23 protein-coding genes and 1 other RNA gene are annotated in these 26,513 nt (G+C 65.3%); 8 read left to right on the top strand and 16 right to left on the bottom strand.

The window, feature by feature from the left end:
- Nucleotides 1–17: 17 nt before the first annotated feature.
- Entirely contained in the window at nt 18–1,268 is a 1,251-nt protein-coding gene (locus R3P95_RS14295) for an SLC13 family permease (RefSeq protein ID WP_317548589.1), read from the bottom strand.
- Entirely contained in the window at nt 1,265–1,789 is a 525-nt protein-coding gene (locus tag R3P95_RS14290) for a DUF1697 domain-containing protein (RefSeq protein WP_317548588.1), read from the bottom strand. Before R3P95_RS14290 ends, R3P95_RS14295 begins: the two co-directional genes overlap by 4 nt.
- Before the next feature lie 63 nt (nt 1,790–1,852).
- Here R3P95_RS14290 and rnpB point away from each other — a divergent pair.
- The 3 genes from rnpB (at nt 1,853) to R3P95_RS14275 (ending at nt 3,970) form a co-directional block, all read left to right on the top strand.
- An RNA gene (gene rnpB, locus R3P95_RS14285) (RNase P RNA component class A) lies at nt 1,853–2,294 on the top strand.
- 60 nt (nt 2,295–2,354) lie between these two features.
- On the top strand, nt 2,355–2,537 hold the full coding sequence (locus tag R3P95_RS14280; protein WP_094688449.1) for a hypothetical protein: 183 nt from the start codon (nt 2,355–2,357) through the stop codon (nt 2,535–2,537).
- A 2-nt stretch (nt 2,538–2,539) separates the two neighbouring features.
- Nucleotides 2,540–3,970, top strand: coding sequence for an RNB domain-containing ribonuclease (locus tag R3P95_RS14275; protein ID WP_317548587.1), 1,431 nt, complete (start codon nt 2,540–2,542; stop codon nt 3,968–3,970).
- Here R3P95_RS14275 and pip read toward each other — a convergent pair.
- The 4 genes from pip to R3P95_RS14255 all read right to left on the bottom strand — a co-directional run bounded on the left by pip (nt 3,960) and on the right by R3P95_RS14255 (nt 8,107).
- Nucleotides 3,960–4,916, bottom strand: coding sequence for a prolyl aminopeptidase (gene pip / locus R3P95_RS14270; RefSeq protein WP_317548586.1), 957 nt, complete (start codon nt 4,914–4,916; stop codon nt 3,960–3,962). The two genes, R3P95_RS14275 and pip, sit on opposite strands and share 11 nt — an antisense overlap.
- Nucleotide 4,917: 1 nt before the next feature.
- On the bottom strand, nt 4,918–5,364 hold the full coding sequence (locus R3P95_RS14265; RefSeq protein WP_317548585.1) for a hypothetical protein: 447 nt from the start codon (nt 5,362–5,364) through the stop codon (nt 4,918–4,920).
- A gap of 42 nt (nt 5,365–5,406) precedes the next feature.
- Entirely contained in the window at nt 5,407–6,258 is an 852-nt protein-coding gene (panB, locus tag R3P95_RS14260; RefSeq protein WP_149406151.1) for a 3-methyl-2-oxobutanoate hydroxymethyltransferase, read from the bottom strand.
- Between the two features lie 118 nt (nt 6,259–6,376).
- Nucleotides 6,377–8,107 (bottom strand): NAD+ synthase, encoded by a 1,731-nt coding sequence (locus tag R3P95_RS14255; RefSeq protein ID WP_317548584.1) that lies wholly within the window; start codon nt 8,105–8,107, stop codon nt 6,377–6,379.
- A gap of 81 nt (nt 8,108–8,188) precedes the next feature.
- On the opposite strand from R3P95_RS14255, the gene R3P95_RS14250 reads away from it, so the two are divergent.
- The 3 genes from R3P95_RS14250 to R3P95_RS14240 all read left to right on the top strand — a co-directional run bounded on the left by R3P95_RS14250 (nt 8,189) and on the right by R3P95_RS14240 (nt 14,377).
- A complete protein-coding gene (locus R3P95_RS14250; protein WP_317548582.1) occupies nt 8,189–9,757 on the top strand; it encodes an alpha/beta hydrolase in 1,569 nt (522 codons plus the stop codon).
- A 102-nt stretch (nt 9,758–9,859) separates the two neighbouring features.
- Nucleotides 9,860–11,200: a type I glutamate--ammonia ligase gene (gene glnA, locus R3P95_RS14245; protein ID WP_032379097.1), complete on the top strand. Its 1,341-nt coding sequence runs from the start codon at nt 9,860–9,862 to the stop codon at nt 11,198–11,200.
- 129 nt (nt 11,201–11,329) lie between these two features.
- The gene (locus R3P95_RS14240) at nt 11,330–14,377 is read left to right on the top strand and encodes a bifunctional [glutamine synthetase] adenylyltransferase/[glutamine synthetase]-adenylyl-L-tyrosine phosphorylase (protein WP_317548581.1); all 3,048 of its coding nucleotides are present in this window, start codon (nt 11,330–11,332) and stop codon (nt 14,375–14,377) included.
- Between the two features lie 13 nt (nt 14,378–14,390).
- Here the strand turns inward: R3P95_RS14240 and R3P95_RS14235 are convergent, their stop codons facing one another.
- From R3P95_RS14235 to glnA (R3P95_RS14215), 5 genes are all read right to left on the bottom strand, one after another.
- Nucleotides 14,391–15,374 (bottom strand): glycine betaine ABC transporter substrate-binding protein, encoded by a 984-nt coding sequence (locus tag R3P95_RS14235; protein WP_300524272.1) that lies wholly within the window; start codon nt 15,372–15,374, stop codon nt 14,391–14,393.
- Entirely contained in the window at nt 15,374–16,159 is a 786-nt protein-coding gene (locus tag R3P95_RS14230) for an ABC transporter permease (protein ID WP_149406146.1), read from the bottom strand. Before R3P95_RS14230 ends, R3P95_RS14235 begins: the two co-directional genes overlap by 1 nt.
- Nucleotides 16,156–17,352, bottom strand: coding sequence for an ABC transporter ATP-binding protein (locus tag R3P95_RS14225; protein WP_149406145.1), 1,197 nt, complete (start codon nt 17,350–17,352; stop codon nt 16,156–16,158). The genes R3P95_RS14230 and R3P95_RS14225 overlap by 4 nt, the downstream gene beginning before the upstream one ends.
- Nucleotides 17,345–17,995, bottom strand: a complete 651-nt coding sequence (locus tag R3P95_RS14220) for an ABC transporter permease (RefSeq protein ID WP_037192916.1) — start codon at nt 17,993–17,995, stop codon at nt 17,345–17,347. Before R3P95_RS14220 ends, R3P95_RS14225 begins: the two co-directional genes overlap by 8 nt.
- A gap of 187 nt (nt 17,996–18,182) precedes the next feature.
- Nucleotides 18,183–19,619, bottom strand: a complete 1,437-nt coding sequence (gene glnA / locus R3P95_RS14215) for a type I glutamate--ammonia ligase (RefSeq protein WP_317548580.1) — start codon at nt 19,617–19,619, stop codon at nt 18,183–18,185.
- Between the two features lie 167 nt (nt 19,620–19,786).
- Between glnA (R3P95_RS14215) and R3P95_RS14210 the strand changes: the two genes are divergently transcribed.
- A complete protein-coding gene (locus tag R3P95_RS14210) occupies nt 19,787–20,251 on the top strand; it encodes an RDD family protein (protein WP_149406144.1) in 465 nt (154 codons plus the stop codon).
- 40 nt (nt 20,252–20,291) lie between these two features.
- Here the strand turns inward: R3P95_RS14210 and R3P95_RS14205 are convergent, their stop codons facing one another.
- The 5 genes from R3P95_RS14205 to sucB form a co-directional block, all read right to left on the bottom strand.
- On the bottom strand, nt 20,292–21,047 hold the full coding sequence (locus R3P95_RS14205; RefSeq protein WP_269593871.1) for a DUF4191 domain-containing protein: 756 nt from the start codon (nt 21,045–21,047) through the stop codon (nt 20,292–20,294).
- Nucleotides 21,048–21,108: 61 nt separating this feature from the next.
- Complete coding sequence (gene lipA, locus R3P95_RS14200) at nt 21,109–22,122, bottom strand: lipoyl synthase (RefSeq protein WP_269593872.1); 1,014 nt, start codon at nt 22,120–22,122, stop codon at nt 21,109–21,111.
- Between the two features lie 10 nt (nt 22,123–22,132).
- Nucleotides 22,133–22,912 (bottom strand): lipoyl(octanoyl) transferase LipB, encoded by a 780-nt coding sequence (lipB, locus tag R3P95_RS14195; RefSeq protein ID WP_317548578.1) that lies wholly within the window; start codon nt 22,910–22,912, stop codon nt 22,133–22,135.
- Nucleotides 22,913–22,933: 21 nt separating this feature from the next.
- Nucleotides 22,934–23,824: a TIGR01777 family oxidoreductase gene (locus R3P95_RS14190; RefSeq protein WP_269593874.1), complete on the bottom strand. Its 891-nt coding sequence runs from the start codon at nt 23,822–23,824 to the stop codon at nt 22,934–22,936.
- Between the two features lie 149 nt (nt 23,825–23,973).
- Nucleotides 23,974–25,761 (bottom strand): 2-oxoglutarate dehydrogenase, E2 component, dihydrolipoamide succinyltransferase, encoded by a 1,788-nt coding sequence (sucB, locus tag R3P95_RS14185; RefSeq protein ID WP_269593875.1) that lies wholly within the window; start codon nt 25,759–25,761, stop codon nt 23,974–23,976.
- A 377-nt stretch (nt 25,762–26,138) separates the two neighbouring features.
- Here sucB and R3P95_RS14180 point away from each other — a divergent pair, with 377 nt between their 5' ends.
- Nucleotides 26,139–26,480 carry an oxidoreductase gene (locus R3P95_RS14180; protein ID WP_094688555.1) on the top strand — a complete coding sequence of 114 codons (342 nt, stop codon included), beginning with the start codon at nt 26,139–26,141 and terminating at the stop codon, nt 26,478–26,480.
- Nucleotides 26,481–26,513: the final 33 nt, after the last annotated feature.

Below are 26,513 nucleotides of genomic sequence, written 5' to 3'. Positions count from 1 at the left end.
GAGCTGCATGGCAAGGGTCAGATCTGCAACGCAAGCCACAGGCCCGCCACGGCACCGACGATGGTCAGCGGTGTAGTGATAACTCCCAGGACGGTGAACGTCCGCAGGTCTGCCGGCTCGTCGTTGGCCGATGCGACGCGTCGCCACAGCATGATTGCCAGCGAGCCGACGTAGGTCAGGTTGGGGCCGAGGTTGACCCCGATCACCATGGCCAACAGCAACGCCGGGGGAGCGTCGGCCCCGAAGGCGGCCAGTAGCAGCAGCGTCGCGGGCAGGTTGTTGACGATGTTCGACGCCACTGCCGCGATGGCTGCGGCGGCCAGGAGCGAGGTGAAAGTGGTGTCGGACGGCAGGATTCGCGCCAGCCAGTCGCCGATCGGCCCTGTCGTGACGCCGAGAACGACGATGCCGAGCAGGAAGACGAAGCCGCAGAACGGTAGATCGGCACCGCGCAGAATGGCGCGAGCACTGGTGTGCCGGCCCCGGAGTGCGGGGATGGCCAATGCCACCGATCCCACCGCGGCCACCCAGAACGGTTCGACGTCGAACAGGCCGGCCACTGCGAAGCCGACGAGAGTCGCGCCGAGGATGATCAGCGTGGTCCGCGGTGCGGGGACGTCGTCGGCGCTCTGCTCGACGGGCTTCTCCGGCGGTGCGGCAGTGCGGCTCAGATCCTTGCGGAAGAAGATCAGGAACACCGCTAGCTCGATGGCCACCGCGAAGATCCACGGCAGAGCCATCAGAGCAGTGAAGTGCAGGAAAGTCAGGCCGGTCGCGGCGAATGTGAGAAGGTTGGTCAGGTTCGACACCGGCAGCAGAGTCGACGCCGAATTGGACAGGTGTGCAGTGGCGTAACTGTGCGGACGCGGCGACATCCCCAGGATCCGCGCAGCACCGATGATGGCCGGTGTCAGCAGAACCACGGTGGCGTCGAGGCTCAGTACCGCCGTAGTCGATGCGGCCGCCGCGAACACGAGGGTCAGTAATCGGCGAGGGCTTCCCCTGGATCCTCGGCGGAGCTTGGCGGCGATCCAGGTGAACACTCCGAGGGCGTCCGACAGATGCGCCAGGATCAGGATGAACGCCAGAAAGACCACGGTGGGAGCGAGTTCGAGTACTTGCTCGCGTGCGGCGTCGAGGCTGACGAGGCCAATGAGCAGAACGGTCGCCGCAGCCGGTAGTGCGGCGACGATCTCGGGCAGACCGCGGGGGCGGACGATCGCGAAGACGAGAACGGCAGCGACCAATGCTGCGGCGAGAACGGTCACGCGAGAAGCTTCACGAGCGTGCGCAGATTTCGTGTGGTGGTCGTCGACTTGAACTTCGCCTTGGCCGTCGCCTTCCCGAAGCGACTCGTCGTTGTACTGCCTGCCCGGACCTCCCAGTAGACGACATCGCGCCCGGCAGCCACACGTTCGAGCTCGGGGTCGAGTTCTTCTGCAAGAGCGGACAATTCGGTCACATGGCTATCGTCGCTACCGAACACCACATAAGGATGCCAGCCTTCCCGTTCGGCGTCGAACGGGTAGGACTCCACTATCGCTCGAAGTGTCGGCACGTCCAGCACGCTCACCCAGGCCTGGTAGCCGAACGCCTGCGCGAGCGTGCTCTCCGCCTGTGCCTTGACGGCGTCGACGCTCAGCGAGGAGCCCAGCAGAACATTGCCGGTCGCCAGAACGGTGCGGACATCGGTGAAGCCGGCCGATGTCAGGGCCTCACGGAGATCGGCCATCTTGATGTTGATGCCACCGACGTTGATGCCGCGGAGCAACACGACCCACTCACTCATGGGAGGAACTGTAGTTCGGTTCCCGGCTGACGCGGAGTGCCGAGTAGAGTGTGCAACCGCGAACGAGTTGGCCGGACGGCTGCGGCTCGGAGGACCGGCGAACGAGTGTCGTCGCGCTTCGGACCGAGGAAAGTCCGGACTCCACAGAGCAGGGCGGTTGTTAACGGCAACCCGAGGTGACTCGCGGGACAGTGCCACAGAAAACAGACCGCCTGCGGATCGGTTCTTCGGAGTCGAACTGCAGGTCAGGGTGAAACGGTGCGGTAAGAGCGCACCAGCATCCCAGGTGACTGGGATGGCTAGGTAAACCCCGCCCGGAGCAAGGTCGAAGGCTGCATCGCGCAAGGGGTGCAGCTGCGCAGGTGCTCGAGGGCTGCTCGCCCGAGCCTGCGGGTGGACTGCTCGAGGTACCCGGCAACGGTGTGCCCAGATGGATGGTCGTCGACGTCGAACCTGCGAGAGCAGGAACGGCAGACAGGATCCGGCTTACAGGCCGACTCGTTCGCACTCACCATTTCTCCCGCAGTTCGCCTGCGGCGTCGCTCCATGGGGCACACTGGAAGTCATGACCGACGACGACACCTCCTGGTACTACGACATCACCACCAAGCAGGTCGTACAGGGCAAGCAGACCAACGCCCTCGACCGCATGGGCCCCTATCCGGACAAGGCCACCGCGGAGCAGGCGCTGAAGATAGCCGCGGCGCGCAACAAGGCCGCAGATTCCGACGACGACTGGAACAACTGACGGTGCTGCTCACCCGGCTGAGGGCTCCGGGCTTCGACTTCGAGGCCATCAGATCCGAGTTCGCTCTCACCGAAGCTTTCGACGTAGACGTGATGCGCGAGGCGATCGAAGCACGAGACCTGCACGCCGACAGCAGAATCGACCGCACCGACATTCCGTTCGTCACCATCGACCCACCCGGCTCGAAGGACCTCGACCAAGCCGTACACATCGAGAAGACGGCCAACGGATTGGTGGTGCACTACGCGATCGCCGATGTGGGCGCACTGGTGACGCCCGGGGGAGCGCTCGATGCCGAAACCCGTCGACGCGGCCAGACGTTCTACCTCCCCGACGGATCTGTGCCGTTGCATCCACGAGAGCTGTCGGAGGGGTCGGGCAGTCTGCTGGAGGGGCAGGCTCGCTGCGCCGCGCTGTGGACCATCGAACTCGACGACGTCGGCGAGGCGGCCGCGTGGACCGTCACCCGCGCGCTGGTGCGCTCTGTTGCACGGCTCGACTACGCCGCGGTGCAAGCCGACGTCGACGCAGGCACACCGCACCCCTCCATCGCGGCGCTGGCGGAATTCGGGGCACAGCGCGCGGCCGCAGCCAGGCGGCGCGGGGCAATCGACATCACACTGCCCGAGCAGGAAGTGACGCCGCACGGAAAAGGGTGGCGCATCGATCTGCAGCCCCGCACGGCAGTGGACGGGTGGAACGCCGAGGTGTCGCTCTTGACGGGTATGTGCGCCGCCAGAATCATGCTCGACGCCGGAATCGGCCTCGTCCGCACACTCCCACCCGCGCCCGCCGAGGCCGTGGAGACGTTGAAGAAGACCGCAACCGCGCTCGGAATCGACTGGCCGGCAGGGGCATCGGCCGGCGCAGTGCTGGCCGGTTTGCCTACCGGTGAGCCGTCGACACTGGCGATGATGACGCAGGCGACCGGTTTGCTGCGTGGTGCGGACTACCGCGCGTTCGATCGCACCACCACCCCTGCCGACAGTGACGAATCGGTGGAACATTCTGGAATCGGTGCCCCGTACGCCCACGTGACGGCGCCACTGCGGCGGCTGTCCGATCGATTCGCCACCGAGGTGTGCCTGGCGGTCGTCGCGGGAACTCCGATACCGGACTGGGCAGCACAGGCTTTGCCGGAGCTGCCTGCAATCATGCGCGGATCGGATTCTGCGGCATCGAAAGTGGACCGCGCCTGCATCGACCTCACCGAAGCGCACGTACTGAAAGACCGAGTGGGCGAGCAGTTCTCAGCGGTCGTACTGCGCGGTGCCGAGGGCAAGCGGGATGCCGAGGTGCTGGTGTCCGAACCGATCGTCCTCGGCAAGTGCGACGGGGAACCGCCCGCGGGGGAGTCGGTGAAGGTCCGGTTGACCCGGGCCGACACCGACTCGCGCGCAGTACGATTCGACTACTCGGCCGTCACGGCCTGAAACGGTCCGTCGCCTCCACGAGGTGATGCACGATGCCGGGCTCGGCCGCAGAATGACCGGCATCGTCGACGATCACCAGATCTGCTGAGGGCCAGGCCTTGTGCAGTGCCCACGCGCTCGTTGCCGGGCACACGACGTCGTAGCGGCCCTGCACGATGACACCGGGGATGCCGTCGAGCAGGTGGGCGTCGCGCAGCAGTTGATTCTCTTCGAGAAAGCAGTTGTTCCGGAAGTAGTGGTTCTCGATACCGGCGAACGCCAGTGCGAACCGTGCATCCGAATTGGACTGCACTGCATCCGGTTTGGGCAGCAGGTAACTCGTCGCTGCCTCCCAGGTGGACCATGCCACCGCAGCTCGCGTCGCGGCTTCGTGGTCTTCGGACATCAGCTGCCGGTGATACGCCTCGACGAGATTGCCGTCGCGCTCGTCTTCCGGAATGGGTTCGAGAAACTTCTCCCACAGATCGGGGAAGATGTGGCCTGCCCCGCCGCCGTAGTACCAGGCGATCTCCGACGGACGCACGAGAAAGATTCCCCGTAGTACGAGCCCACGCACACGATCACGGTGCGACTGCGCGTACGCCAGGGACAGCGTCGAGCCCCACGAACCGCCGAACACCAACCACGTGTCGATACCCAGGTGCTCGCGGAGCTTCTCCATGTCCGAGATCAACCGGTCGGTGGTGTTGACCGACAGATCGGCACCGTCGGCGATGTGCGGGGTCGACTGCCCACAGCCTCGCTGATCGAACAACACGATTCGATAGGCCTGTGGGTCGAAATACCTGCGCTGCAACGGATTGGTGGCACCGCCCGGACCGCCGTGCACGAACACCACCGGCGCACCGTCGGGATTGCCGGAGACCTCCCAGTAGATCTGTTGGCCGTCGCCGACATCGAGGTGGCCGGTCTCCACAGGATCGATTTCGGGGTAGAGGGTCCGCATCTCAGAAGCCCACCAGGCCGGACGCGAGGTCCGGAATGTCGAGCGATCGGATGGCCTCGTCTCGTACGTCCGAACACGTTTCCGTCGTGATGTCGTCGACGATCGCTCGGTCCTGCACCACCTGAAGATTGATGACGCCGCTCTGCGCCGCCCAGGTCTGCACGAGAATGTTGAGCCCGCCGCGACCAAGGGTGGGCCCTTGGACGCGCCAATTGGACAGCTGCGCTTCGAGATCGGTGCACAGCTGCTGCTTCTGCGCGTCGGTGATCGCTGCGCCCGCAGGCGGTGCGGTGACCGTGGTGGTCGGTGCGACCGTCGTGGTGGAGGACGAACCGGTGTTGGTGGTGTCGGTGCTGCATGCAGTCGCTACGACGAGAAGCGCAGCCGCGCCTGCCAATGCGACTGCGCTTCTTCCTGCAATGGACGTCGTACCCCGTCTGATTGTCATGGCCCCGAGTGTGCCACCCGAACTCCGGCGAGGCGAGAACGATCAGTAGCTGTGTTCGGGCCCGGGGAAGACTCCCGATCGCACCTCGGACATGTACGTCGTTGCCGCGGTCCGCAGTGAATCGCCGACGTCGGCGAACTTCTTCACGAACTTCGCAGTCTTGCCGTTGGTGTATCCGGCCATGTCCTGCCACACCAGTACCTGCGCGTCGCATTCGTTGCCCGCACCGATACCGACCGTCGGAATGGTCAGCTTGCGAGTCACCTGGCCGGCGATGTCGGCGGGAACCATCTCCATGACGACGGCGAATGCTCCCGCCTCCTGGACTGCGATGGCGTCGGCCACGAGCTGCTCGGACGCGTCTCCGCGACCCTGGACGCGGAAGCCGCCGAGGGTGTTGACGCTCTGCGGGGTGAAGCCGACATGGGCCATCACCGGGATGCCCGCGGCGGTGATCGCAGCGATCTGAGCGGCCACGCGCTCGCCGCCCTCGAGCTTGACTGCGCCTGCGAGCCCTTCCTTCATGAACCGAACTGCGGTCTCGAGGGCCTGCTGCGGCGAGGCCTCGTACGTGCCGAAGGGCAGATCTGCGACCACGAGGGCGTGCGGTGCGCCGCGGACCACTCCGCGAACCAGCGGAAGAAGCTCGTCCACGGTGATCGGCACGGTGGTGTCGTATCCGTAGACGACGTTGGCCGCCGAATCGCCGACGAGGAGAACAGGTACGCCGGCTTCCTCGAAGATGCGGGCGCTGGAGTAGTCGTAGGCGGTGAGCATTCCCCAGCGCTCACCGTCGGACTTCATCTGCAGAAGGTGGTGGGTGCGGGTCTTGCGGGTCAATGCGGTGGAGGGTGCTTCCTGGGCAGATCCGCCGTACACAGCAGTTTCGGACATCTTTGTCCCTTTCTGGTCCTCGAGGCCCGCTCGGCGGGTCCCCGGGATGGGGTGTGATGACGTGGACAAGTCTGCCACTGCGCGCGACCTGCCGGGCAGCTACCGGCAGTGCAATTGGTCACACCCCGTCGAGCGTCGCGTAGTCCCGCCAGCCGTTGGTGATCGGCATGCGGCGATCGCGACCGAACGCACGAGAAGTGACCTTGGTGCCGATCGGGTACTGGCGCCGCTTGTATTCCGACGCATCGACCTTGCGCAGAATGTCCGCGACCACCGCCGCGTCGAACCCGGCCGCCACGATGTCCGCGAACCCTTGGTCGTGATCGACGTAGCGAAACACGATGGCGTCCAGTTCGTCGTAGTCGGGCAACGAGTCGGTATCGAGCTGGCCCGGCCGGAGCTCGGCGGACGGCGGCTTGTCGATGCTCGACTCGGGTATCGGAGGGATGTCACCACGGTCGGCAGCGGACTTGTTTCGCCACCGCGCCAGATCCCAGACGAGTGACTTCGGCACGTCCTTGATCGGCGCGAAGCCGCCGACGGCATCTCCGTAGATCGTCGAATAGCCCACGGCCAGCTCGGATTTGTTACCGGTGGCGAGCACCAGATGGCCGAAGCTGTTCGACAGCGCCATCAACACCATACCCCGGCAGCGGGCCTGAATGTTCTCCTCGGCCAAGCCGGTCAGATGCAGTTGGTCCACGTAGCAAGCAACCATGTCGGCAATGGGCTCGACGCGGAAATGGATACCGGTGCGCGACGCGAAATCCTCTGCGTCGGTGCGGGAATGGTCCGACGAGTACGTCGAGGGCATCGACACTCCGTGTACCGCGTCGTGGCCGAGGGCGTCGACTGCGATGGCGGCGACCACCGCAGAATCTATCCCGCCGGACAATCCGAGAGCCACCGAACGAAAACCGTTCTTGTGCACATAGTCTCGTAGTCCGGTCACCAGTGCGCCCCACACCTGTTCCTCGGTGCTCGCGATCTCTGCGAGGTACGGCTCGGCTCGCTGCCAGCCGGTGATCGCGACGTCGGGCAGCGGTATCCGGTCGATGCTCCAGCCGGGTACCGTCGCGGCGTCCGGACCCGGATCGGCGGGCGCATCGACGTCGACGATCAGCAGATGCTCGACGAATTGAGGGGAGCGGCCCCAGGTGGAACCGTCCGGCCCGACGACGAAACTCGCCCCGTCGAACACCAGCTCGTCCTGTCCACCGACGACGTTGACGTAGGCGATCGGAGCGCCGATCTCGGTGGCTCGGCGCGCGGCGATGGAGCGGCGCACCTCGTCCTTTCCTTGCTCGAAAGGGCTGGCGTTGAGGCAGAGCAACATGTCGACTCCGGCTGCCCCGTAGGCCGGCACCGGCCCGCCCGGCTGCCAGATGTCCTCGCAGACAACGACACCGAGCCGCAGGCCGTTCACCGTCGTGATGCTCAGACCGGATCCCGGAGCGAAGTAGCGGGCCTCGTCGAACACTCGGTAGGTGGGGAGCGAGTGCTTGTCGTATCGAGTGGCAACCCGTCCATCGGTGATCACTGCCGCGCTGTTCCGTGAGCCCTCGGCGTCGCGATCGAGGTAACCGACCACCACGATGCGGTCGCCGCACCCGGCACTGTCCAAGGCGGCAGCCAGCTCGGTGAGCGCACGAGCCGATGCGGCGGCGAACGACGGTCGCAGAGCCAGATCCTCGACGGGGTATCCGGTCAGCGCCATCTCGGGGAACACCACCACGTTGGCACCGTCGTGGGCCGCGCGGACCGTCCACTCGACGATGGCTGCGGAGTTCGCCGGAAGATCGCCGACGACGGAGTTGATCTGGGCGAGGGCGAGTCGAAGTGCCTGCACTGCGCCCACGCTAGTGGTCGCACGACGTCCCCGCCGGGCGGCGACAGCGACACGCTCGAAAGACCTGGCACGATCGTGTCCATGAGAACGCGCACCAGGAAGACGGCCGTGGCGATGTCGGCCGTGGCCGTGGTGCTCGCAGGCTGCTCCGGCCCCGAGCCCACCGCCACACCGGAGAACTCCGCGGTGCCCGACGCCTCGTCGCCGGCATCGGTCGCCGGCCCGATTCCCTCGGGGCTCGAGGCGTTCTACACCCAGACCCTGGAGTGGGAGTCCTGCGACAGCTACAACACCGACGGCAGCGAACTGGGAAGTGCCGTCGAGTGCGCGCTGGTGACTGTGCCGTTGGATTACGCAGACCCCGAGGGCAGGACGATCGAGGTCGCCATCTCGCGGACGAAGGCGACGGGCGAGAAGATCGGATCGGTACTGATGAACCCGGGCGGGCCCGGCTCGTCGGGGCTCTACCTCGCCGGGCAGGCCGAAGGCACTGCCGTCGCCGATCGCTTCGATCGGATCGGCTTCGACCCACGCGGAATCGGAGCATCCGAACCGGAGGTGCGATGCCTGACATCCGAGGAGGTCGACGAGGAACGTCGCGAACCCGATGTGGACGTCAGCCCCGAGGGCATCGCGGCGACCGAGGCCGAACATCGGGACTACGCCGCGCAGTGCGTCGAGCGCACCGGGGCGGACGTGCTCGAGCACGTCGGCACCCGGGAAGTGGTGCGCGACATGGACGTCATCCGTGCGGTACTCGGCGACGAGAAGCTGACCTACATCGGTTACTCCTACGGCACCCGGATCGGGACCGCGTACGCCGAGGAGTTCCCGTCCAACGTGCGTGCGATGGTGCTCGACGGTGCGCTCGATCCGGACCAGTCACCCGTCGACGAAGCCGTCGCCCAGGGCGCGGCGTTCCAGACCGCGTTCGATCAGTTCGCCGCCGACTGTGCACAGACCGACACCTGCCCGCTCGGAACCGATCCGGCCCAGGCCGTCGAGCAGTTCCGATCGCTGGTCGACCCGCTGATCGACCAGCCGGCCGAGACGACCGACCCTCGCGGTCTCAGCTACGACGATGCGATCACCGGTGCCCAGCAGGCGCTGTACTCGCAGCAGCTGTGGCGTCTGCTGCGGGCCGGATTGAACGAACTGCGCGACGGCAGGGGCGACACCCTGCTCCGGCTCGCCGACACCTACTCCGGACGGCTCGAGGACGGCAGCTACACCAACATCGACGACGCGTTCAACGCTGTTCGCTGCGTCGACGGCCCGCCGACCACCGATCGCGCCGAGGCCGACGCGGCGGACGTCAGGTTCCGTGCCGCCGCGCCGTATCTGGACGACGGCCGGGCGACGGGCAATGCGCCGCTCGACCTGTGTGCCTTCTGGCCGGTGCCGAACACGAGCGAACCGCACGTCGTCGACGTCGAGGGACTGCCGAACCTGGTGGTGGTCTCGACGACCGACGATCCGGCCACGCCGTACCAGGCTGGTGTGGAGTTGGCTGCTCAGCTGCGCGGCGATCTGGTGACCTACGAGGGCACCCAGCACACGGTCGCCTTCTCGGGCGTCGAGTGCATCGACGATCCGTTGGTGAACTATCTTGTCGATCTGGTTCCGCCGGGGGACGGATTGCGGTGCTGACGTGCTACCTCACCACCTGGAAAGTGTGCTGAGAGTTTCACGAAGTGAGACCGAATTCACGATGTAACACAGATTTAACTCCGTTTGCTTACTCTCGCGTTCATGGATCGTCAAAAGGAATTCGTGCTCCGGACCCTCGAAGAGCGCGACATTCGTTTCGTCCGCCTCTGGTTCACCGACGTCCTCGGGTACCTCAAGTCGGTGGCCATCGCCCCCGCCGAGCTCGAAGGGGCTTTCGACGAGGGAATCGGTTTCGACGGTAGCGCCATCGAAGGATTCGCCCGCGTGTCCGAGGCCGACACCGTGGCCAAGCCCGATCCGTCGACGTTCCAGATTCTGCCGTGGTCCACCAGCAAGGGCCACCAGCACTCGGCGCGGATGTTCTGCGACATCGCCATGCCCGACGGCTCGCCGTCCTGGGCCGACTCGCGCCACGTGCTGCGTCGCCAGTTGAGCAAGGCCGCGGACCTCGGGTTCAGCTGCTACGTGCACCCCGAGATCGAATTCTTCCTGCTCAAGGACGCCCCGCAGGACGGCTCACCGCCGACCCCGGCCGACAACGGCGGTTACTTCGACCAGGCCGTGCACGACTCGGCCCCGAACTTCCGCAGGCACGCCATCGACGCCCTCGAGTCGATGGGAATCTCGGTCGAGTTCAGCCACCACGAGGCCGCGCCCGGCCAGCAGGAGATCGACCTCCGCTACGCCGACGCACTGTCGATGGCCGACAACATCATGACCTTCCGCTACGTGGTCAAGGAAGTCGCCATCGAGGAGGGTGTGCGCGCGACGTTCATGCCCAAGCCGTTCAGCGACCAGGCCGGCTCGGCGATGCACACGCACATGAGCCTGTTCGAGGGCGACGCCAACGCCTTCCACAACCCGGACGACCCGATGCAGCTCTCGGAGACCGGCAAGTCGTTCATCGCCGGCATCCTCGAACACGCCAACGAGATCAGCGCCGTGACCAACCAGTGGGTCAACTCCTACAAGCGACTCGTGCGCGGCGGCGAAGCACCGACCGCTGCATCCTGGGGACCGGCGAACCGCTCGGCTCTGATCCGCGTGCCGATGTACACCCCGAACAAGGCATCCTCGCGTCGCGTCGAGATCCGTAGCCCAGACTCGGCCTGCAACCCGTACCTGGCATTCGCGGTGCTGCTCGCGGCCGGTCTTCGCGGAATCGAGAAGGGCTACACCCTGCCGCCCGAGGCCGAGGAAGACGTGTGGGCGTTGACCTCCGCCGAGCGTCGCGCCATGGGTTACAAGGAACTACCGGGCAACCTCGATCAGGCCTTGAACGCGATGGAGGGCTCCGAACTGGTCGCCGAAGCACTGGGCGAGCACGTCTTCGACTTCTTCCTCCGCAACAAGCGTCGCGAGTGGGAGGAATACCGCAGTCACGTCACGCCGTACGAGCTGAAGGCCTACCTGGGTCTTTAACAGCACGGCGTCGTCATGGGCTACGTTCTACTCGATCCTTCAATGGTAGTTCCGATGCCGACGCGAGCACCCTCGCGCCGCTGTGTACTGACGACGAGGTAATTCTGTGGCACCCCGAGGTGGATTCTGATGGTGCGTCCTCCGACCTCCAGATCCGTCGTTCCCGGACCGGGCCGTCTCGGCCTCGTCGAAGAAACTGCGCCGTCCGACCTGCGCACCCTCGGTTGGACGGGGGAGGAAAGCCTCGAGCTGCTGTGGTCGCTCTCCCGTGCGCCCAACGCGGACCTCGCACTGCGAACGCTGGTGCGTATGTACGAACTGCTCGGTGCCGGGTGGGCCGAGTTCGACTCTGCACTGCGCACCGACAAGGGCTTCCGCGGGCGCATCCTCGGTCTCGTCGGCGCTTCCAGTGCGCTCGCCGATCACCTGGTTGCCGACGACAGCACTTGGCGTCTGCTTCTGACCAAGGAAGGTCAGAGCAGCGGAGTCTCGGCCAAGATCGAGCTACCCACCAAAGCCACCCTGGTCGCGGAACTGCTCGAGGCTGTCGGGGCCGAGCCCGAGACCGGCCCCAATGCCGCACCGGACCTGTACCGCGCGACCGTCACAGGACCGCCCGCGGTGATCGCGCTGCGCAAGAAGTACCGCGACCAGATCATGGTGCTGGCGGCATACGACCTCGCCGCGACCGTCGAGAACGAGCCCGTCCTGCCGTACACGGTGGTGGGGTCGCAGCTTTCCGACATGGCCGACGCTGCGCTCACCGCCGCACTGGCAGTGGCGGTGGCCACCGTGTGCCCGGACGCTCCGTGTCCGACGCGTCTGGCCGTCGTCGCGATGGGCAAATGCGGTGCGCGCGAACTCAATTACGTCTCCGACGTCGATGTCGTGTTCGTCGCCGAGCCCGCCGACTCGCAGGCGAGCCGCATCGCCGGTGAGATGATGCGCATCGGATCCTCGGCGTTCTTCGAGGTGGACGCGGCGCTGCGTCCCGAGGGCAAGCGCGGCGAGCTGGTCCGCACCCTGGATTCGCATGTTGCCTACTACAAGCGCTGGGCCAAGACCTGGGAGTTCCAGGCGCTGCTCAAAGCCCGCCCGATGACCGGCGACATCGCGCTCGGCAACGATTACGTCGACGCGGTCAACCCGATGGTGTGGTTGGCCAGCCAGCGCGAGGACTTCGTGCCCGAGGTGCGCGCGATGCGGCGTCGAGTCGAGGAAATGGTGCCGCCGGAGCTCCGCGAGCGCGAGATCAAACTCGGACGCGGCAGCCTGCGCGACGTCGAGTTCGCCGTCCAGCTCCTGCAATTGGTGCACGGTCGAACCGACGAGTCGCTGCGCGTTCTCGGCACGACCGACGCACTGACCGCACTCACCGAGGGCGGCTACGTCGGCCGCGACGACGCTGCGAATCTGACGGCCTCCTACGAGTTTCTTCGGCTGATCGAGCACCGCCTGCAGATGCAACGAATGCGTCGCACACACACCTTGCCTCCTCAGGACGACGAGGAAGCCCTGCGGTGGCTGGCCCGTTCGGCGCACATGCGTCCCGACGGCAACCGCGACGCCCTCGGCGTGCTCAACGCGGAGATCAAACGCAACGCGCAGCGCATCAGGCGATTGCACGCGAAGCTCTTCTACCGGCCGTTGCTCGACTCGGTGGTCAAGTTCGACTCCGAGACGGTGCGTCTGACGCCGGACGCCGCGACGCGTCAGCTGGCCGCGCTCGGCTACGCGACCCCGCAGAACGCGTTGGGCCACCTGCGTGCGCTCGTCGGCTCGGGTACCCGCCGCGGTCAGATTCAGGCCGTGTTGCTTCCGACGCTGCTCGAATGGCTTGCCGACACCCCCGACCCGGACGCCGGGCTGCTGAACTACCGCAGGCTGTCGGAATCGGCGGGGGAGCAGACGTGGTTTCTGCGCGTGCTGCGCGACGAAGGCGCTGTGGCTCAACGGCTGATGATCGTGCTCGGCTCCTCGGCCTACGTACCGGACCTGCTGATCAAGGCCCCCGAGGTCATTCGGCTGTTCGCCGACGGACCCACCGGGCCGCGGCTGCTGGACGTCGAGCCGGAGGAGACGTACCGCGCGATCCTGTCGTCCTCGGCGCGGTACGAGGATCCGGTACGGGCGATCAACGCGGCCAGGGCACTACGACGCCACGAACTGGCGCGGGTGGCCTCGGCAGACATTCTGGGAATGCTCGACGTCCCTCAGGTGTGTCGGGCCTTGTCCTCGGTCTGGGCCGCGGTCATCAACGCAGCCCTCGCGGCTGCCGTCCGCGCCAGCGAGATCGAGCGCGGCGAACCGGCCCCGGCAACTCTCGCCGTCATCGGAATGGGACGCCTCGGCGGCGGCGAGCTCGGCTACGGCAGCGACGCGGACGTACTGTTCGTCTGCGATCCGGTCGACGGAGTCGACGAGACCGTTGCGGTCAAGTGGGCCAACACCATTGCCGACCGCATCCGCAAGCTACTCGGCGCGCCCAGCACCGACCCACCTCTCGAGGTCGACACCGGTCTGCGACCGGAAGGCCGAAGCGGACCGGTGGTGCGCACACTCTCGTCCTACGCCGCGTACTACTCGCAGTGGGCTCAGGCCTGGGAAGTGCAGGCTCTGCTGCGCGCACACCAGGTGGCCGGCGACCAGGATCTCGGAATCCGATTCCTACTGATGGCCGACAAGGTGCGCTACCCCGAGGGCGGCGTGTCCGCCGACGCGGTCCGCGAAATCCGACGCATCAAGGCGCGCATCGACTCCGAGCGTCTACCCAAGGGGGCCGACCCCTCCACCCACACCAAGCTCGGACGTGGGGGACTGGCAGACATCGAGTGGACCGTCCAGCTCATCCAGCTCAGATACGCGCACAAGGTCCTGACGCTGCACAACACCTCGACTCTGCAGTCGCTCGACGCCATCGGCGCAGCCGAGCTCATGAGCGAAACCGACGTCGAATTGCTCAGGGAGGCGTGGATTCTGGCAACCAAGGCCCGCAACGCGCTGGTCCTGGTGCGCGGTAAGCCCACCGATCAGCTGCCGCGACCGGGAGCTGTGCTGTCGGCGGTCGCGCAGGTAGCGGGTTGGGAGAACGGCGATGCCGGAGCGTTCCTCGACAACTACCTACGAGTGACGCGTCGAGCAAAGGCAGTGGTGGAGAGGACGTTCGGCGGGAACTAGTCCCCGTCTGCCTCTAATCACTTCCGACGGTGACGAATCCCTGCTGAACCATCCAGTCCCGTGCGACGTCCGCAGGCTCGCGTCCGTCGATGTCGACCTGCTTGTTCAGCTCGGAAATGGCCTCGTTGGTCAACGCGGCCGAGATCGGTCCGGTCACCTCGGCGATCTCGGGGTACTGATCGGCGACCTCCTGGCGGATGATGACGGTCGCGTTGTAGCGCGGGAAGAACGACTTGTCGTCTTCGACGACCGTCAGATTCAGGCCCTTGATTCTTCCGTCGGTGGTGAACACCTCACCGAATCGGCACTGAGCGCCCTCGGCCGTGGCCTGATAGATGACGCCGGTCTGCAGAATCTGCACCGGCAACGTGCTGGCGTCGAACCCGTATGTGGCGGCGAGGCCTGGCAACCCGTCCTGACGACTGTTGAACTCGGTCTCCACACACAGTGCTGCCGCGGCGGGGTCGCTGTTCACCAGCGCCGCGTAGTCGGAGAGGGTGCGAACCCCGGTCTCCTGTGCAACCTGCTGATTCATCGCCAGCGCGTACGTGTTGTCCATCGGGGCCGGATTGACCCAGTCGATGCCATTGGCCTTGTCGGCGTCGCGCACGGCCTCGAATTGCTCGGTGGCGTCGGGAATGGGGGTTTCGTTGCCCAGGAAGTTGATCCATCCGGTACCGGTGTACTCGTACGCGACGTCCACCTGACCGCTCTGCATGGCCAGCCGCACACTTTGCGATCCGGCGATGTTGGTCAGATCCCGTACGTCGGCACCGGCCGCGCTCAACGCGAATTCGAGGATGTAGCCGAGGATGATCTGCTCGGTGAAGTCCTTGGATCCCACGGTGAACTGGGCACCTTCGAGGCCGGGGAGCGGGGTGATGCTTCCCGGCTCGACCGACAACGGCATGGCACCGCCGGATTGCAATCCGCATCCCGAGAGCGCCAGGGTTGCCGCGGCGCACAGGGCCGCAAGTCGTCGAGTGGTGCGCCGCATCAGCGGAGTCCTTTCGGTCCGAGGAATGCCTCGGCGAGTGCGCCCAGCCAGTCGACCAGCAGTGCGAGAGCAACAGCAAGAACTGCTCCCACCACCAGAATGATCGGCTGGTTGAGCTTGTAGCCGGTATCGATCAACACGCCCAAACCGCCCGCTCCGACGAGGAAACTCAGGGTCGCAGTGCCCACAGCCAGCACCAGCGAGGTCCGCAGACCGGCGAGAATGAACGGAACCGCGAGGGGAAACTCGATGCGCCGCAGGATGCCCATGTTCGACATGCCCTGCCCGCGTGCAGCATCGATGTAGTTCGGGTCCACCGTCTGGAAGCCCAACATGGTGTTCCGCAGCACCGGGAGCAGCGAGTAGAACGCGATGGGCAGAACGCCCGCAGTGAATCCGGTCCATCCGGTGGCCAGGAACAACAGAACGAGCAGTCCGACGGCCGGCGCTGCCTGACCGATGTTGGCGATACCGATGAACAACGGAGCCAGCTTCCGATACCCGGGCCGCGTCAGCAGAATTCCGAGCGGCACCGCGATGGCGAGTACGAGCGCGGTCACGACGAACGTGATCGCCACGTGCTCGCGGACGGCGGTGGTGATGCTGCCGGCGTTGAGGGTGCCCGACTGGGTGGCGGTGAGGTCCCGGCTGAACGTGTAGACCAAAAGCACCGCCACTATGACGAGGATGACCACGGGCTGGATGAGTAGCCGGAGTCGCTCGGCCCGCTTGGCGGCGCGCGCGGTGTCCTTCGTGGTTTCGCCGGTGTCGGCGAGTGTGGTCACGACGGCGTCCCGACGTCGCTGCGCGCCTCGTCGTGATCGTTGGCGTGCTGAGAGCGTAGAGATTTGATGGTGTCGATCAACACGTCGATCGTCACGGTGCCGACGTACTCGCCGCGGTTGCCGGTCACGGTGGCCGTCGCGTTGCCCTCGGAGAGAAGAGCTTCCAGTGCGTCCTGCAGGGTGGACTGCGTCGAGACCATCTCGCCCATCGGCACACCGACGTCGCGCAGGCTGCCGACCCCCACGAGGTGGCGACGATCGGTCCAGCGAAGCGGCCGCTTGCGCGCATCGAGGATGATTCCCCACGCCTCCGGATCGGAGCCGAGAGCGGTGTTCATCTTCTCCACCGAGTCGTCCTCGCCGAAGACGGGAACGTCGGACAGTTCGATGTCGCGTACGCGCATCAGGGTCAGCTGCTTCAACGCGGCCCCGGCCCCGACGAATCCGGCGACGGTGTCGTCGGCGGGGTTGGCGAGAACGGCCTCGGGGGTGTCGTACTGGAGGATCGTCGATTGGTTTCCGAGCACCGCGATTCGATCGCCGAGCTTGACGGCCTCGTCGAAATCGTGGGTCACGAACACGATGGTCTTGCCCAGTTCCGCCTGCAACCGCATCAACTCGTCCTGCAACAGTCCTCGGGTGATCGGATCGACCGCGCCGAAGGGTTCGTCCATCAACAGCACCGGGGGATCGGCGGCGAGAGCGCGGGCGACGCCGACACGCTGCTGCTGGCCACCGGAGAGCTGACGCGGATAGCGCTGGCGGTACACCGCCGGATCGAGCCCGACGAGATCGAGCATCTCGTCGGTGCGATCGTCGATGCGTTTCTTGTTCCATCCGATGAGCCCGGGCACCATGCCGACGTTCTGCGCGATCGTCATGTGCGGGAACAGACCCGCCTGCTGGATGGAATAGCCGATGGTGCGACGCAACTCGTTGGGGTCGATCGAGAGCGCGTCCTTGCCACCGATGGTGATGCGGCCCGACGTCGGTTCGATGAGCCGGTTGATCATGCGCATCGTCGTCGTCTTGCCGCAGCCCGAGGGCCCGACCAGAACGACGACCTCGCCGGCGGGAATCGTCATGGACACGTTGTCCACCGCGGCCAGCTTCTGCCCCGGGTAGCTCTTGGTCACGTTCTCGAGCACGATTTCCGCGCCGGAGACGTTGGATGTACGGGTCGAGTCACTCACGGATACCCCTCGAGGTGGTCAGTTTGCCGATCAACACGTAGATCCCGTCCAGGATCAACGCCAGCAGGACGATCAGAACAGTGCCGGTGAGGGCCTGCGGTAGGGCTGTGGGACTGCCTACGCGAGCGAGCCCGGAGAACAACAGGTTGCCCAGGCCAGGGCCTTTCGCGTACGCAGCGATGGCCAGGATGCCCATGGCCATCTGTGTGCTGATCCGCATCCCGGTGAGGATCGACGGCCAGGCGAGAGGAATTTCGATGCGTCGCAGCACCAGCGTGCGACTCATGCCGATACCGCGGGCGGCGTCGGCGACAGCCGGATCGACTGCAGCGAGACCCACCACGGTGTTGCGGATGATCGGCAGTAGCGAATACAGAACCAACGCGGTCACCGTCGGCCGAACGCCCAATCCCATGATGGGAATGAGAACTCCCAGCAGCGCGAACGAGGGGATCGTCAGAATCGTGCTCGCGAGAGCCGTCGCGATCGCCGACCCAGCGGGGCTGCGGTAGACCAGAACACCGATCGCGACACCGATGACGGTGGCGATGACGACGCACTGAACGACGGCCGAGACGTGCAGATAGGAGTCGATCGCCAACTGCCTTCGCCGTCCGACGATGAATTCCCACAGTGCATCCATGCAGTTGTCGTCCTCTGTTCGCCGGTAGCGGATAAATACCTTTACCCCGCGTACCGACAATCAAACGCCGACCGGTCTGAATTCTTCGTCGATTGCCCTAAGCGTTGCCGATCGGTTACTGCCCGGGAACGCAACAACGCCCGGCCGAAAGGATTCGGCCGGGCGTTGTCAGCGTGAAATCAGACGATCACACGTCGTAGTACAGCGAGAACTCGTACGGGTGCGGACGCAGGTTCACCGGAGCGATTTCCTGCTCGCGCTTGAGCGAGATCCAGGTCTCGATCAGGTCGGTGGTGAAGACGCCACCCTCGGTGAGGTAGTCGTGATCGGCCTCGAGCCGGTCGATCACGGCATTCAGCGAGGTAGGTGCCTGAGGAATGTTCCTGGCTTCCTCGGGCGGCAACTCGTAGAGATCCTTGTCGACCGGAGCCATCGGCTCGATCTTGTTCTTGATTCCGTCCAGACCCGCCATCATCTGAGCGGCGAAGTTCAGGTACGGGTTACCCGAGGAGTCCGGCGCACGGAACTCGAGGCGCTTGGCCTTCGGGTTGTTGCCGGTGATCGGGATACGCACCGCAGCGGAGCGGTTGCGCTGGCTGTAGACCAGGTTGATGGGGGCCTCGTAGCCCGGCACCAGACGGTGGTACGAGTTGATCGTCGGGTTGGTGAACGCCAGCAGCGACGGCGCGTGATGCAGGATGCCGCCGATGTAGTGGCGAGCGAGATCCGACAGTCCGGCGTATCCGGCCTCGTCGTGGAAGAGAGGCTTGCCGTCCTTCCACAGGGACTGGTGCACGTGCATGCCCGAGCCGTTGTCGCCGAACAGCGGCTTCGGCATGAACGTCGCGGACTTGCCGTTCTGCCATGCGGTGTTCTTGACGATGTACTTGAACAGCTGCAGGTCGTCCGCTGCGCGAAGCAGCGTGTTGAACTTGTAGTTGATCTCCTGCTGGCCGCCGGTGCCGACCTCGTGGTGCGCACGCTCGAGCTCGAAGCCCGCGTTCTGCAGGTTGGTCGAAATCTGGTCGCGCAGGTCGACGTAGTGGTCGTACGGAGCGACGGGGAAGTAGCCACCCTTGAAACGCACCTTGTAGCCGAGGTTCGGGCTGCCGTCGGCCTCGGTCTCGGCTCCGGTGTTCCACCAACCCGAGGACGAATCGACCTCGTAGAACGCGCCGTTCGCCTGCGAATCGAAGCGCACGGAATCGAAGATGTAGAACTCGGCCTCGGCACCGAAGTAAGCGGTGTCGGCGATGCCGGTGCTCGCCAAGTACTCCTCGGCCTTGCGTGCGACGTTGCGCGGGTCGCGGCTGTAGGCCTCACGCGTGAACGGGTCGTGAACGAAGAAGTCGATGTTCAGCGTCTTCGCATTGCGGAAGGGATCGACCTGAGCGGTGGCGTAGTCCGGAAGCAGAATCATGTCGGACTCGTGAATGGACTGGAAGCCGCGGACGGACGAGCCGTCGAACGCGAGGCCGTCTTCCAGTGTGTCTGCCGTGAACGCCTTGGCGGCGATCGAGAAGTGCTGCTGTGCACCCGGCAAATCCGTGAACCGGATGTCGACGTATTCGATTCCTTCATCTGCGATGAACTTGATGACCTCTTGGGCCGTGGAAAACGCCACGCTTTTGCTCCTTTGTTGAGTCCGTCGACCTGACGGTATGGACTTGGTGTTGCCCGCCCGTCAAGCTCGTGTTTCGCCCGTGTTACACGTCCTGGCTCACGACTGGCACGGACAACAGTACGTCCAGGTGTTTTCCCGTGTGCCCGACCGCGCCTATCCTTGAAATCATGGCACGAATGACAGGGTCCTGGTTGTCCGGACCGGCCTCGGCGAACCCACGTGAACCCCAGAACTTTCGCGGGGAGGAGTTGGGTCTGCCGCAGCAGGGCGTCGGATCGCTGGCAGGTACCGGACGTAGAGTCCTCGCGTTGCTGCTGGATTGGACGATGGCCACCGGCGTGGCGTCGCTGATTCTCGGCGGATACACCACCAGTGGCCTGATCTCGACGATCGTGCTGGCCGTGTGGTTCGGAGTGGGACTGGTGAGCGTCTCACTGTTCTCGTTCACCCCGGGGCAGTTCGTCGTCGGTGTTCAGGTGGCACGCATCGACGCCCATGCGCGGGTCGGGTTCGTCCGCGCCCTGGTTCGCCAATTGATTCTACTGTTCGTCGTACCGGCCGTCGTGACCGACATGGACGGCCGAGGAATGCACGACCGCGCAACGGGAACAGCCCTGCTGCGGACCCGCTGAGGGGTCGTCGCACCAGGGCTGTTTCGAGTGGTCGTGAGTACTAGCGGCGCTTCATGGTCCGCTGAACGCCCTTCATCTTGGCTCCGCCGGGAATGGGTCCCTTCGGCATCGCCGGGCCTCCCTTGGTGCCGAGAGCGGAAAGCCGCGACTCGATGGTGTCCATGCGCTTGCCGTCGATGTTCTTCGGCAACTTCGACAGGTACTTCTGCAGACCCGAGAGCGGAATCTGGTTCTCCTCGTTGCCGACGATGATGTCGTAGATCGGAGTATCGCCCACCAAGCGCGCGGTCTTCTTCTTCTCCTGAGCCAACAACGACTTCACGCGGTGCGGTGCACCCTCGGCCACGAGGATGACACCGGGCTTGCCGATGACACGATGCACGGCGTCGAGATGGGTGGTTCCGGCGATCGCGTTGGTCACCCGCCACGACCCCTGCAGATTGCCCAGGGCCCACGCGGCCGCTCCGGCCTGCCCGTCGGCCTTCTTGTACACCGACTTCTGCACGCGGCGACCGAAGATGATGAACGCAACCAGGACTCCGAGGAGCAGTCCGATGGGGAGCAGGAACCACTGGAAACCGAAGGCCAGGCCGATCAGGAACCCGAGGAGCCCCAGCCCGACCACCGACCCGATCATCAGCGGCAGGAGAATCTTGTCGTCCTTGCGCTGCATCTGAAACGCCTGCCAGAGCTGCTTGCGCCGTTCCCTCGATGCCTGCTTGCGCGCCGCCTTGGCAGCCGCTTTTGCTTCCTTGCTGGGCTTTGCTGCTTTGCCAGCCTTACTGCCGTTCGCCATACCTCACAGGATACGTCCTGTGCCGACGCTCACTCGCACCGCTCCGGATTGGGAACGACGATCAGCGGGCGGCCAGACGAGCCATCAACGAGCTGGCCTCCTGAGAGGCCTCGCCACCATCGGTCAGGTGACTCATGCTCTCGGGCAATTCACGGCCGTGATGCGCCATGGCCTGTGCGTAGAGGCGTCCGGCGCGGTACGAGGAGCGGACCAACGGACCGGCCAGCACACCGGCGAACCCGATCTCGGTGGCGTAATCGGAGTGCTCGACGAACTCTTCCGGCTTGACCCAACGCTCGACCGGGTGGTGGCGCAGCGACGGGCGCAGGTACTGGGTGATGGTCAGGATGTCGCAACCGGCCTCGTGCAGATCACGAATGGCTTCCTGCGCCTCTTCCGGGGTCTCACCCATGCCGAGGATCAGATTCGACTTGGTGACCAGACCGTCGTCGCGGGCCGCGGTGATGACGTCCATCGACCGCTGATACCGGAAGGCGGGGCGGATGCGCTTGAAGATGCGCGGCACCGTCTCGACGTTGTGCGCCAACACCTCGGGGCGGGAAGAGAACACCTCGGCCAGCTGATCCGGCTTGGCGTTGAAATCCGGGATCAACAGCTCGACGCCGGTGTTGGGGTTCAGCTTCTTGATGTACCGCACCGTCTCGGCGTACAGCCACGCGCCGCCGTCCTCGAGATCGTCCCGAGCAACGCCGGTGATCGTGGAGTAGCGCAGACCCATGGCCTGCACGCTCTCCGCCACCCGGCGCGGCTCGTCTCGATCGAGGTCCTCCGGCTTGCCGGTGTCGATCTGACAGAAATCGCAACGGCGGGTGCATTGCTCACCGCCGATGAGGAAGGTCGCTTCGCGATCCTCCCAGCATTCGTAGATATTGGGGCAGCCGGCTTCCTCGCACACCGTGTGCAGACCTTCACGCTTCACAAGACCCTTGAGCTCGGTGTATTCCGGGCCCATCTTCGCTTTGGTCTTGATCCAGTTGGGTTTGCGTTCGATGGGGGTCTCCGCGTTTCGGATCTCGAGGCGGAGCAGCTTGCGTCCTTCTGGGGCCACAGTCACAGAGTCGATGCTACGCGCCGAAGCGGACCGTGGTGAACTGCGGGTTGATCGACGCACTCGTGACGGCCGGATGTTCGATCTCGTGATCCTGCACGGGCATCGACCCGTCCAGCGCGGCCAGAACGGCCTCGGTGACAGCAGCGGTTACCTCGCCGACGGTGACGTCTCGGCCCAGCTCCAGCGACAGCGACGTCACACCCGCATCGGCGATGCCACACGGGACGATCGCATCGAAGCCGGTCATGGCGGCGTTGCAGTTCAGTGAGAATCCGTGCAGCGTCACCCCACGCTGAACGCGTACTCCGATGGCGGCGATCTTGCGTTCGGGAAGCCACGCGCCGTCGCGCATCTCGGCTGCCAACCACACTCCCGATCGGCCGTCGACGCGTCCGCAGGCGATGCCGTACCCGGACACGACCGAGATCAGAGCTTCTTCGATCCGGCGCACGTACTTGACGACGTCGATCGGCTGTTCGAGCTTCACGATGGGGTAACCCACCAGTTGGCCCGGACCGTGCCAGGTGATCTTGCCGCCACGATCGACCTCGACGACGGGAGTGCCGTCCCGCGGCATGTCTTCCTCGGCAGTGCGCCGCCCTGCCGTGTAGACCGACGGATGCTCGAGCAGCAGCAGCGTATCGGATCCGACGCCATCCGCCCGGGCACCGGCCAGCTCGCGCTGCAGTGCCCAGGCCTCGGTGTACTCGACGGTGCCCAACTCACGCACCACCATCGGTTCGGAGCTCGCGCGCGCCGACACTACGGCCGACGAAGAGTTCGCATCACTCATGAATCGGAACGGTACGCCGCGTCACGAGCCGACGGCCACCCGCAGTGCCTCTCCCACGGTGTTGTGCTCGAAGGTGTAGCCCGCGTCCTCGAGAGCCTTCGGAATTGCCCGTGGACCGGTGAGAATGGCCTCCTCGGCGAATTCTCCGATCACTGCCTTCAGTGCGAAGCCGGGGACGACCCAGGGGGCCGGACGGTGCACCGCGCGCGACATCGCACTGTTGAACTGCGCGTTGGTCACCGGAGTGGGACCGACCATGTTGACCGGCCCACGCAGGGAATCGTTCTCGATGCCGTGAACGATGGCGCCGATCTCGTCCTCGAGAGAAATCCACGGGAAGTACTGGCGGCCACTGCCGAGCCGCCCGCCGAGGGCGAACAGATACAGCGGACGAAGCTTGCCCAACATGCCGCCGCGCTGCGACAGCACGACACCGCTGCGCAGCATGATCGTGCGAACACCCGCTTCCGACGCCGCAGACGTGGCGTTCTCCCAATCACGACAGACCTCGGCCAGGAACCCCTCACCGACGGGAGCCGTCTCGTCGACCACCCGATCGCCCGTGTCGCCGTAGAAGTTGACGCCGCTCGCGTTGATCAGAGTGGGCACACCCGCGTCGGCGGCAGCCCCGGCGAGTACTTCGGTGGGAGCGATGCGGCTGTCCCGTACCAACTGCTTGTACGCACCGGACCACCTCTTGTCACCGATTCCGACACCACAGAGGTTGACGATCGCGTCGGCTCCGGCGAGCGCGGCCTCATCGACGCTTCCGCGCGATGGATCCCACTGTGACTCGTCGGGTCCGGCCGGTGATCTCCGAACCAGGCGGGTGACGTCGTGGCTACGGCCCCGCAGCGCTGCGACCAGGGCCGTGCCGATCAAACCTGATGAACCTGCAATGACTACGCGCATGTGAACGAAAGCCTCCTTGACGCAAACGGGGCATCATTCGCGAACGAATGATGCCCCGGATGCACGGTTCGTGCCCCTCTTTTCGAGACTCCGATGCGAATGTTTCGCGCTCTCACCAGAATACGTGAGAGTAGCGATTCGCCGGTTGCCTACAGGCCGAGATCGGCCTCGAACGACGCCACTTCGAGACGCTGCTTGATCGTCGTGAGGAAGCGTCCCGCATCGGCTCCGTCCACCAGGCGGTGGTCGTAGGTGAGCGGCAGGTAGCACATCGAGCGAACACCGATCGACTCGTTGCCCGAGTCGTCCTTGACGACGACCGGACGCTTGACGATTGCGCCGGTGCCCAGCATGGCGGCCTGCGGCGGAACCAGGATCGGGGTGTCGAACAATGCACCCTGGCTGCCGATGTTGGTGATCGTGAACGTGCCACCGGACAGCTCGTCGGGCTTGAGCCCGCCCGAGCGTGCACGGGTGGCGATGTCGTTGATCGCCCGAGCCAGCCCCGCGAGCGACAGGTCGCCCGCATTGTGGATGACGGGGGAGAGCAGACCCTGCTCGGTGTCCACGGCGATACCGAGGTGGACATCGGCGTGGTACGTGATCTCCTTGGCTTCCTCGTTGATGCTCGCGTTGACGTTGGGGTGCGCCTTCAGAGCTTCGACGACGGCCTTCGCGAAGAACGGCAGGTACGTCAGATTGACGCCCTCGTTCTCGGCGAACTTCGCCTTCGCCTTCGTCCGCAGACCGGCGATCTTGGTGACATCCACCTCGAAGGTCTGGGTGAGCTGCGCAGAGGTCTGCAGCGACTCACGCGTCTTCTTCGCGGTGATCTGACGGATCCGGTTGATCTTCTGCGTGGTGCCACGAAGATGCGCGAGCTCGGGACGAACACCGGCGGTGGCCGGCGCAGCAGGCTTGGCGGCCGCGGCGGGCGCAGCCTCGGCGGCCGGAGCAGCCGGAGCCTTCTTGGCCTCGGCAGCAGCGAGCACATCCTGCTTGCGGATGCGTCCACCGACACCGGTGCCCTTGACCGTCGAGAGGTCGACATCGTTGTCCGACGCCAGCTTCCGAACCAACGGCGTGACGTACGGGCTGGAATCACCCGACGGTGCCGACTCCTTGGCGGGAGCAGCCTTGGGGGCCTCCTGCTTGGGCTCGGCCTTGGGTTCGGGCTTCGGTTCGGCCTTCGGGGCTTCTTTCTTGGGAGCCTCCGTCTTGGGCTCTTCCTTCTTCGGCTCTTCGGCCTTGGGGGCCTCGGGCTCCGGGGTGGCCTCGGGCTCGGGGGCCTTCTCGGCCGGCGATCCCGATCCGATGACGGCGAGCTGGCCACCGACGGCGACCGTGTCGTCTTCCTCGGCGGAGATCTCGAGCAGAGTTCCGGCGACCGGAGACGGGATCTCGGTGTCGACCTTGTCGGTGGAGACCTCGAGCAATGGTTCGTCGACAGCAACCTCGTCGCCGACGGCCTTGAGCCAACGGGTCACGGTGCCCTCGGTGACGGACTCGCCCAACTCGGGCATCGTCACCGGGGTGCCTGATCCGGACGAGTCGGACGATGCACTCGCTGCGGGTGCCTCCTCCTCGGCCTGTGGCTCGGGCTCGGCTGCGGGAGTGGGCTCCTCGGCAGCTTCCTCGGGTGCCGACTCCTCGGCGGGGGCAGCTTCCTCGGCCGGCGCGTCGGACGAGGGAGCCTCGCCTGCGTCACCGATCTGGGCGAGCTCGCCACCGATCTCGACGGTGTCGTCTTCCTGAGCGACGATCTTGGTCAGAACACCGGCTGCAGGCGACGGGATCTCGGTATCGACCTTGTCCGTGGAGACTTCGAGCAATGGCTCGTCGACTTCGACGGTGTCGCCTTCTTGTTTGAGCCACCTCGTGACAGTTCCCTCGGTGACGCTCTCACCAAGAGCTGGCATCTGGACGGAGAAGGCCATGTCTGTTGACTCCTCGACAGTTGTGTGCGGGTGATGTGGTTCGACGACTCGTGGTCGCAGACCATTGTGCTGGCGGAACAGGGTTCATGGACGAGAGTTGCGTGATTCGGTTCGACGGAGGCACCGGTGCACAAGACACCGATCGAGCGTGTTCGGCTCGACACAGCGCCCACGTAGACACTCCCTCTCGGCAATTCACTTACTCACTTCACGAGCCTTGGTTCACTATCAAGAGAGCTGAACCCTCTAATGTCATCCTTCCATTGTTATCGCCTCGCCGTTCCCCTAGGGCGTTCAACACGCCTGGCAAACTGGCGGGTAACAACATTCCGGCACCCGAACCGGTGATCCATCGGCCGTACGAAAAGGATGTTCTCGTGGGATTGTTCGATCGACTCAAACGAAGCGGCGGGTCCGCGAAACGTGGCCCCGAGGGGTCGGTTGCCCAGTACCTGGCCGATTGGACGGCCGCTCGAATCGGTGTCGAGGCCTACGTCGAGCCGAAGACGACGGTGACCCCGCTGACGGTGGTGCTCGTCGCGAACGACGGCGAGTGGACCCGTCGGCCGCTGGATGAAAAATATGCACGAAAGATCGGACGCGACCTGAAGATGCCGGTCTACGACGTGCGCAAGACCGGCTATCCCCAACGCATGCGCGATCACGACGCTCGCCAGAAGATCATCAAGAAGCGCGAACAGCAGCAGCGCGATCTCTGACCGAAATCCGTGCGTGCAGATTCGGATCCGCAC

This window comes from Rhodococcus cercidiphylli (assembly GCF_033042225.1).
GTDB lineage: Bacteria > Actinomycetota > Actinomycetes > Mycobacteriales > Mycobacteriaceae > Rhodococcoides.
The sequence above is the reverse complement of the archived record's forward strand: the minus strand, read 5'-3'. Positions and strand labels throughout refer to the sequence as shown.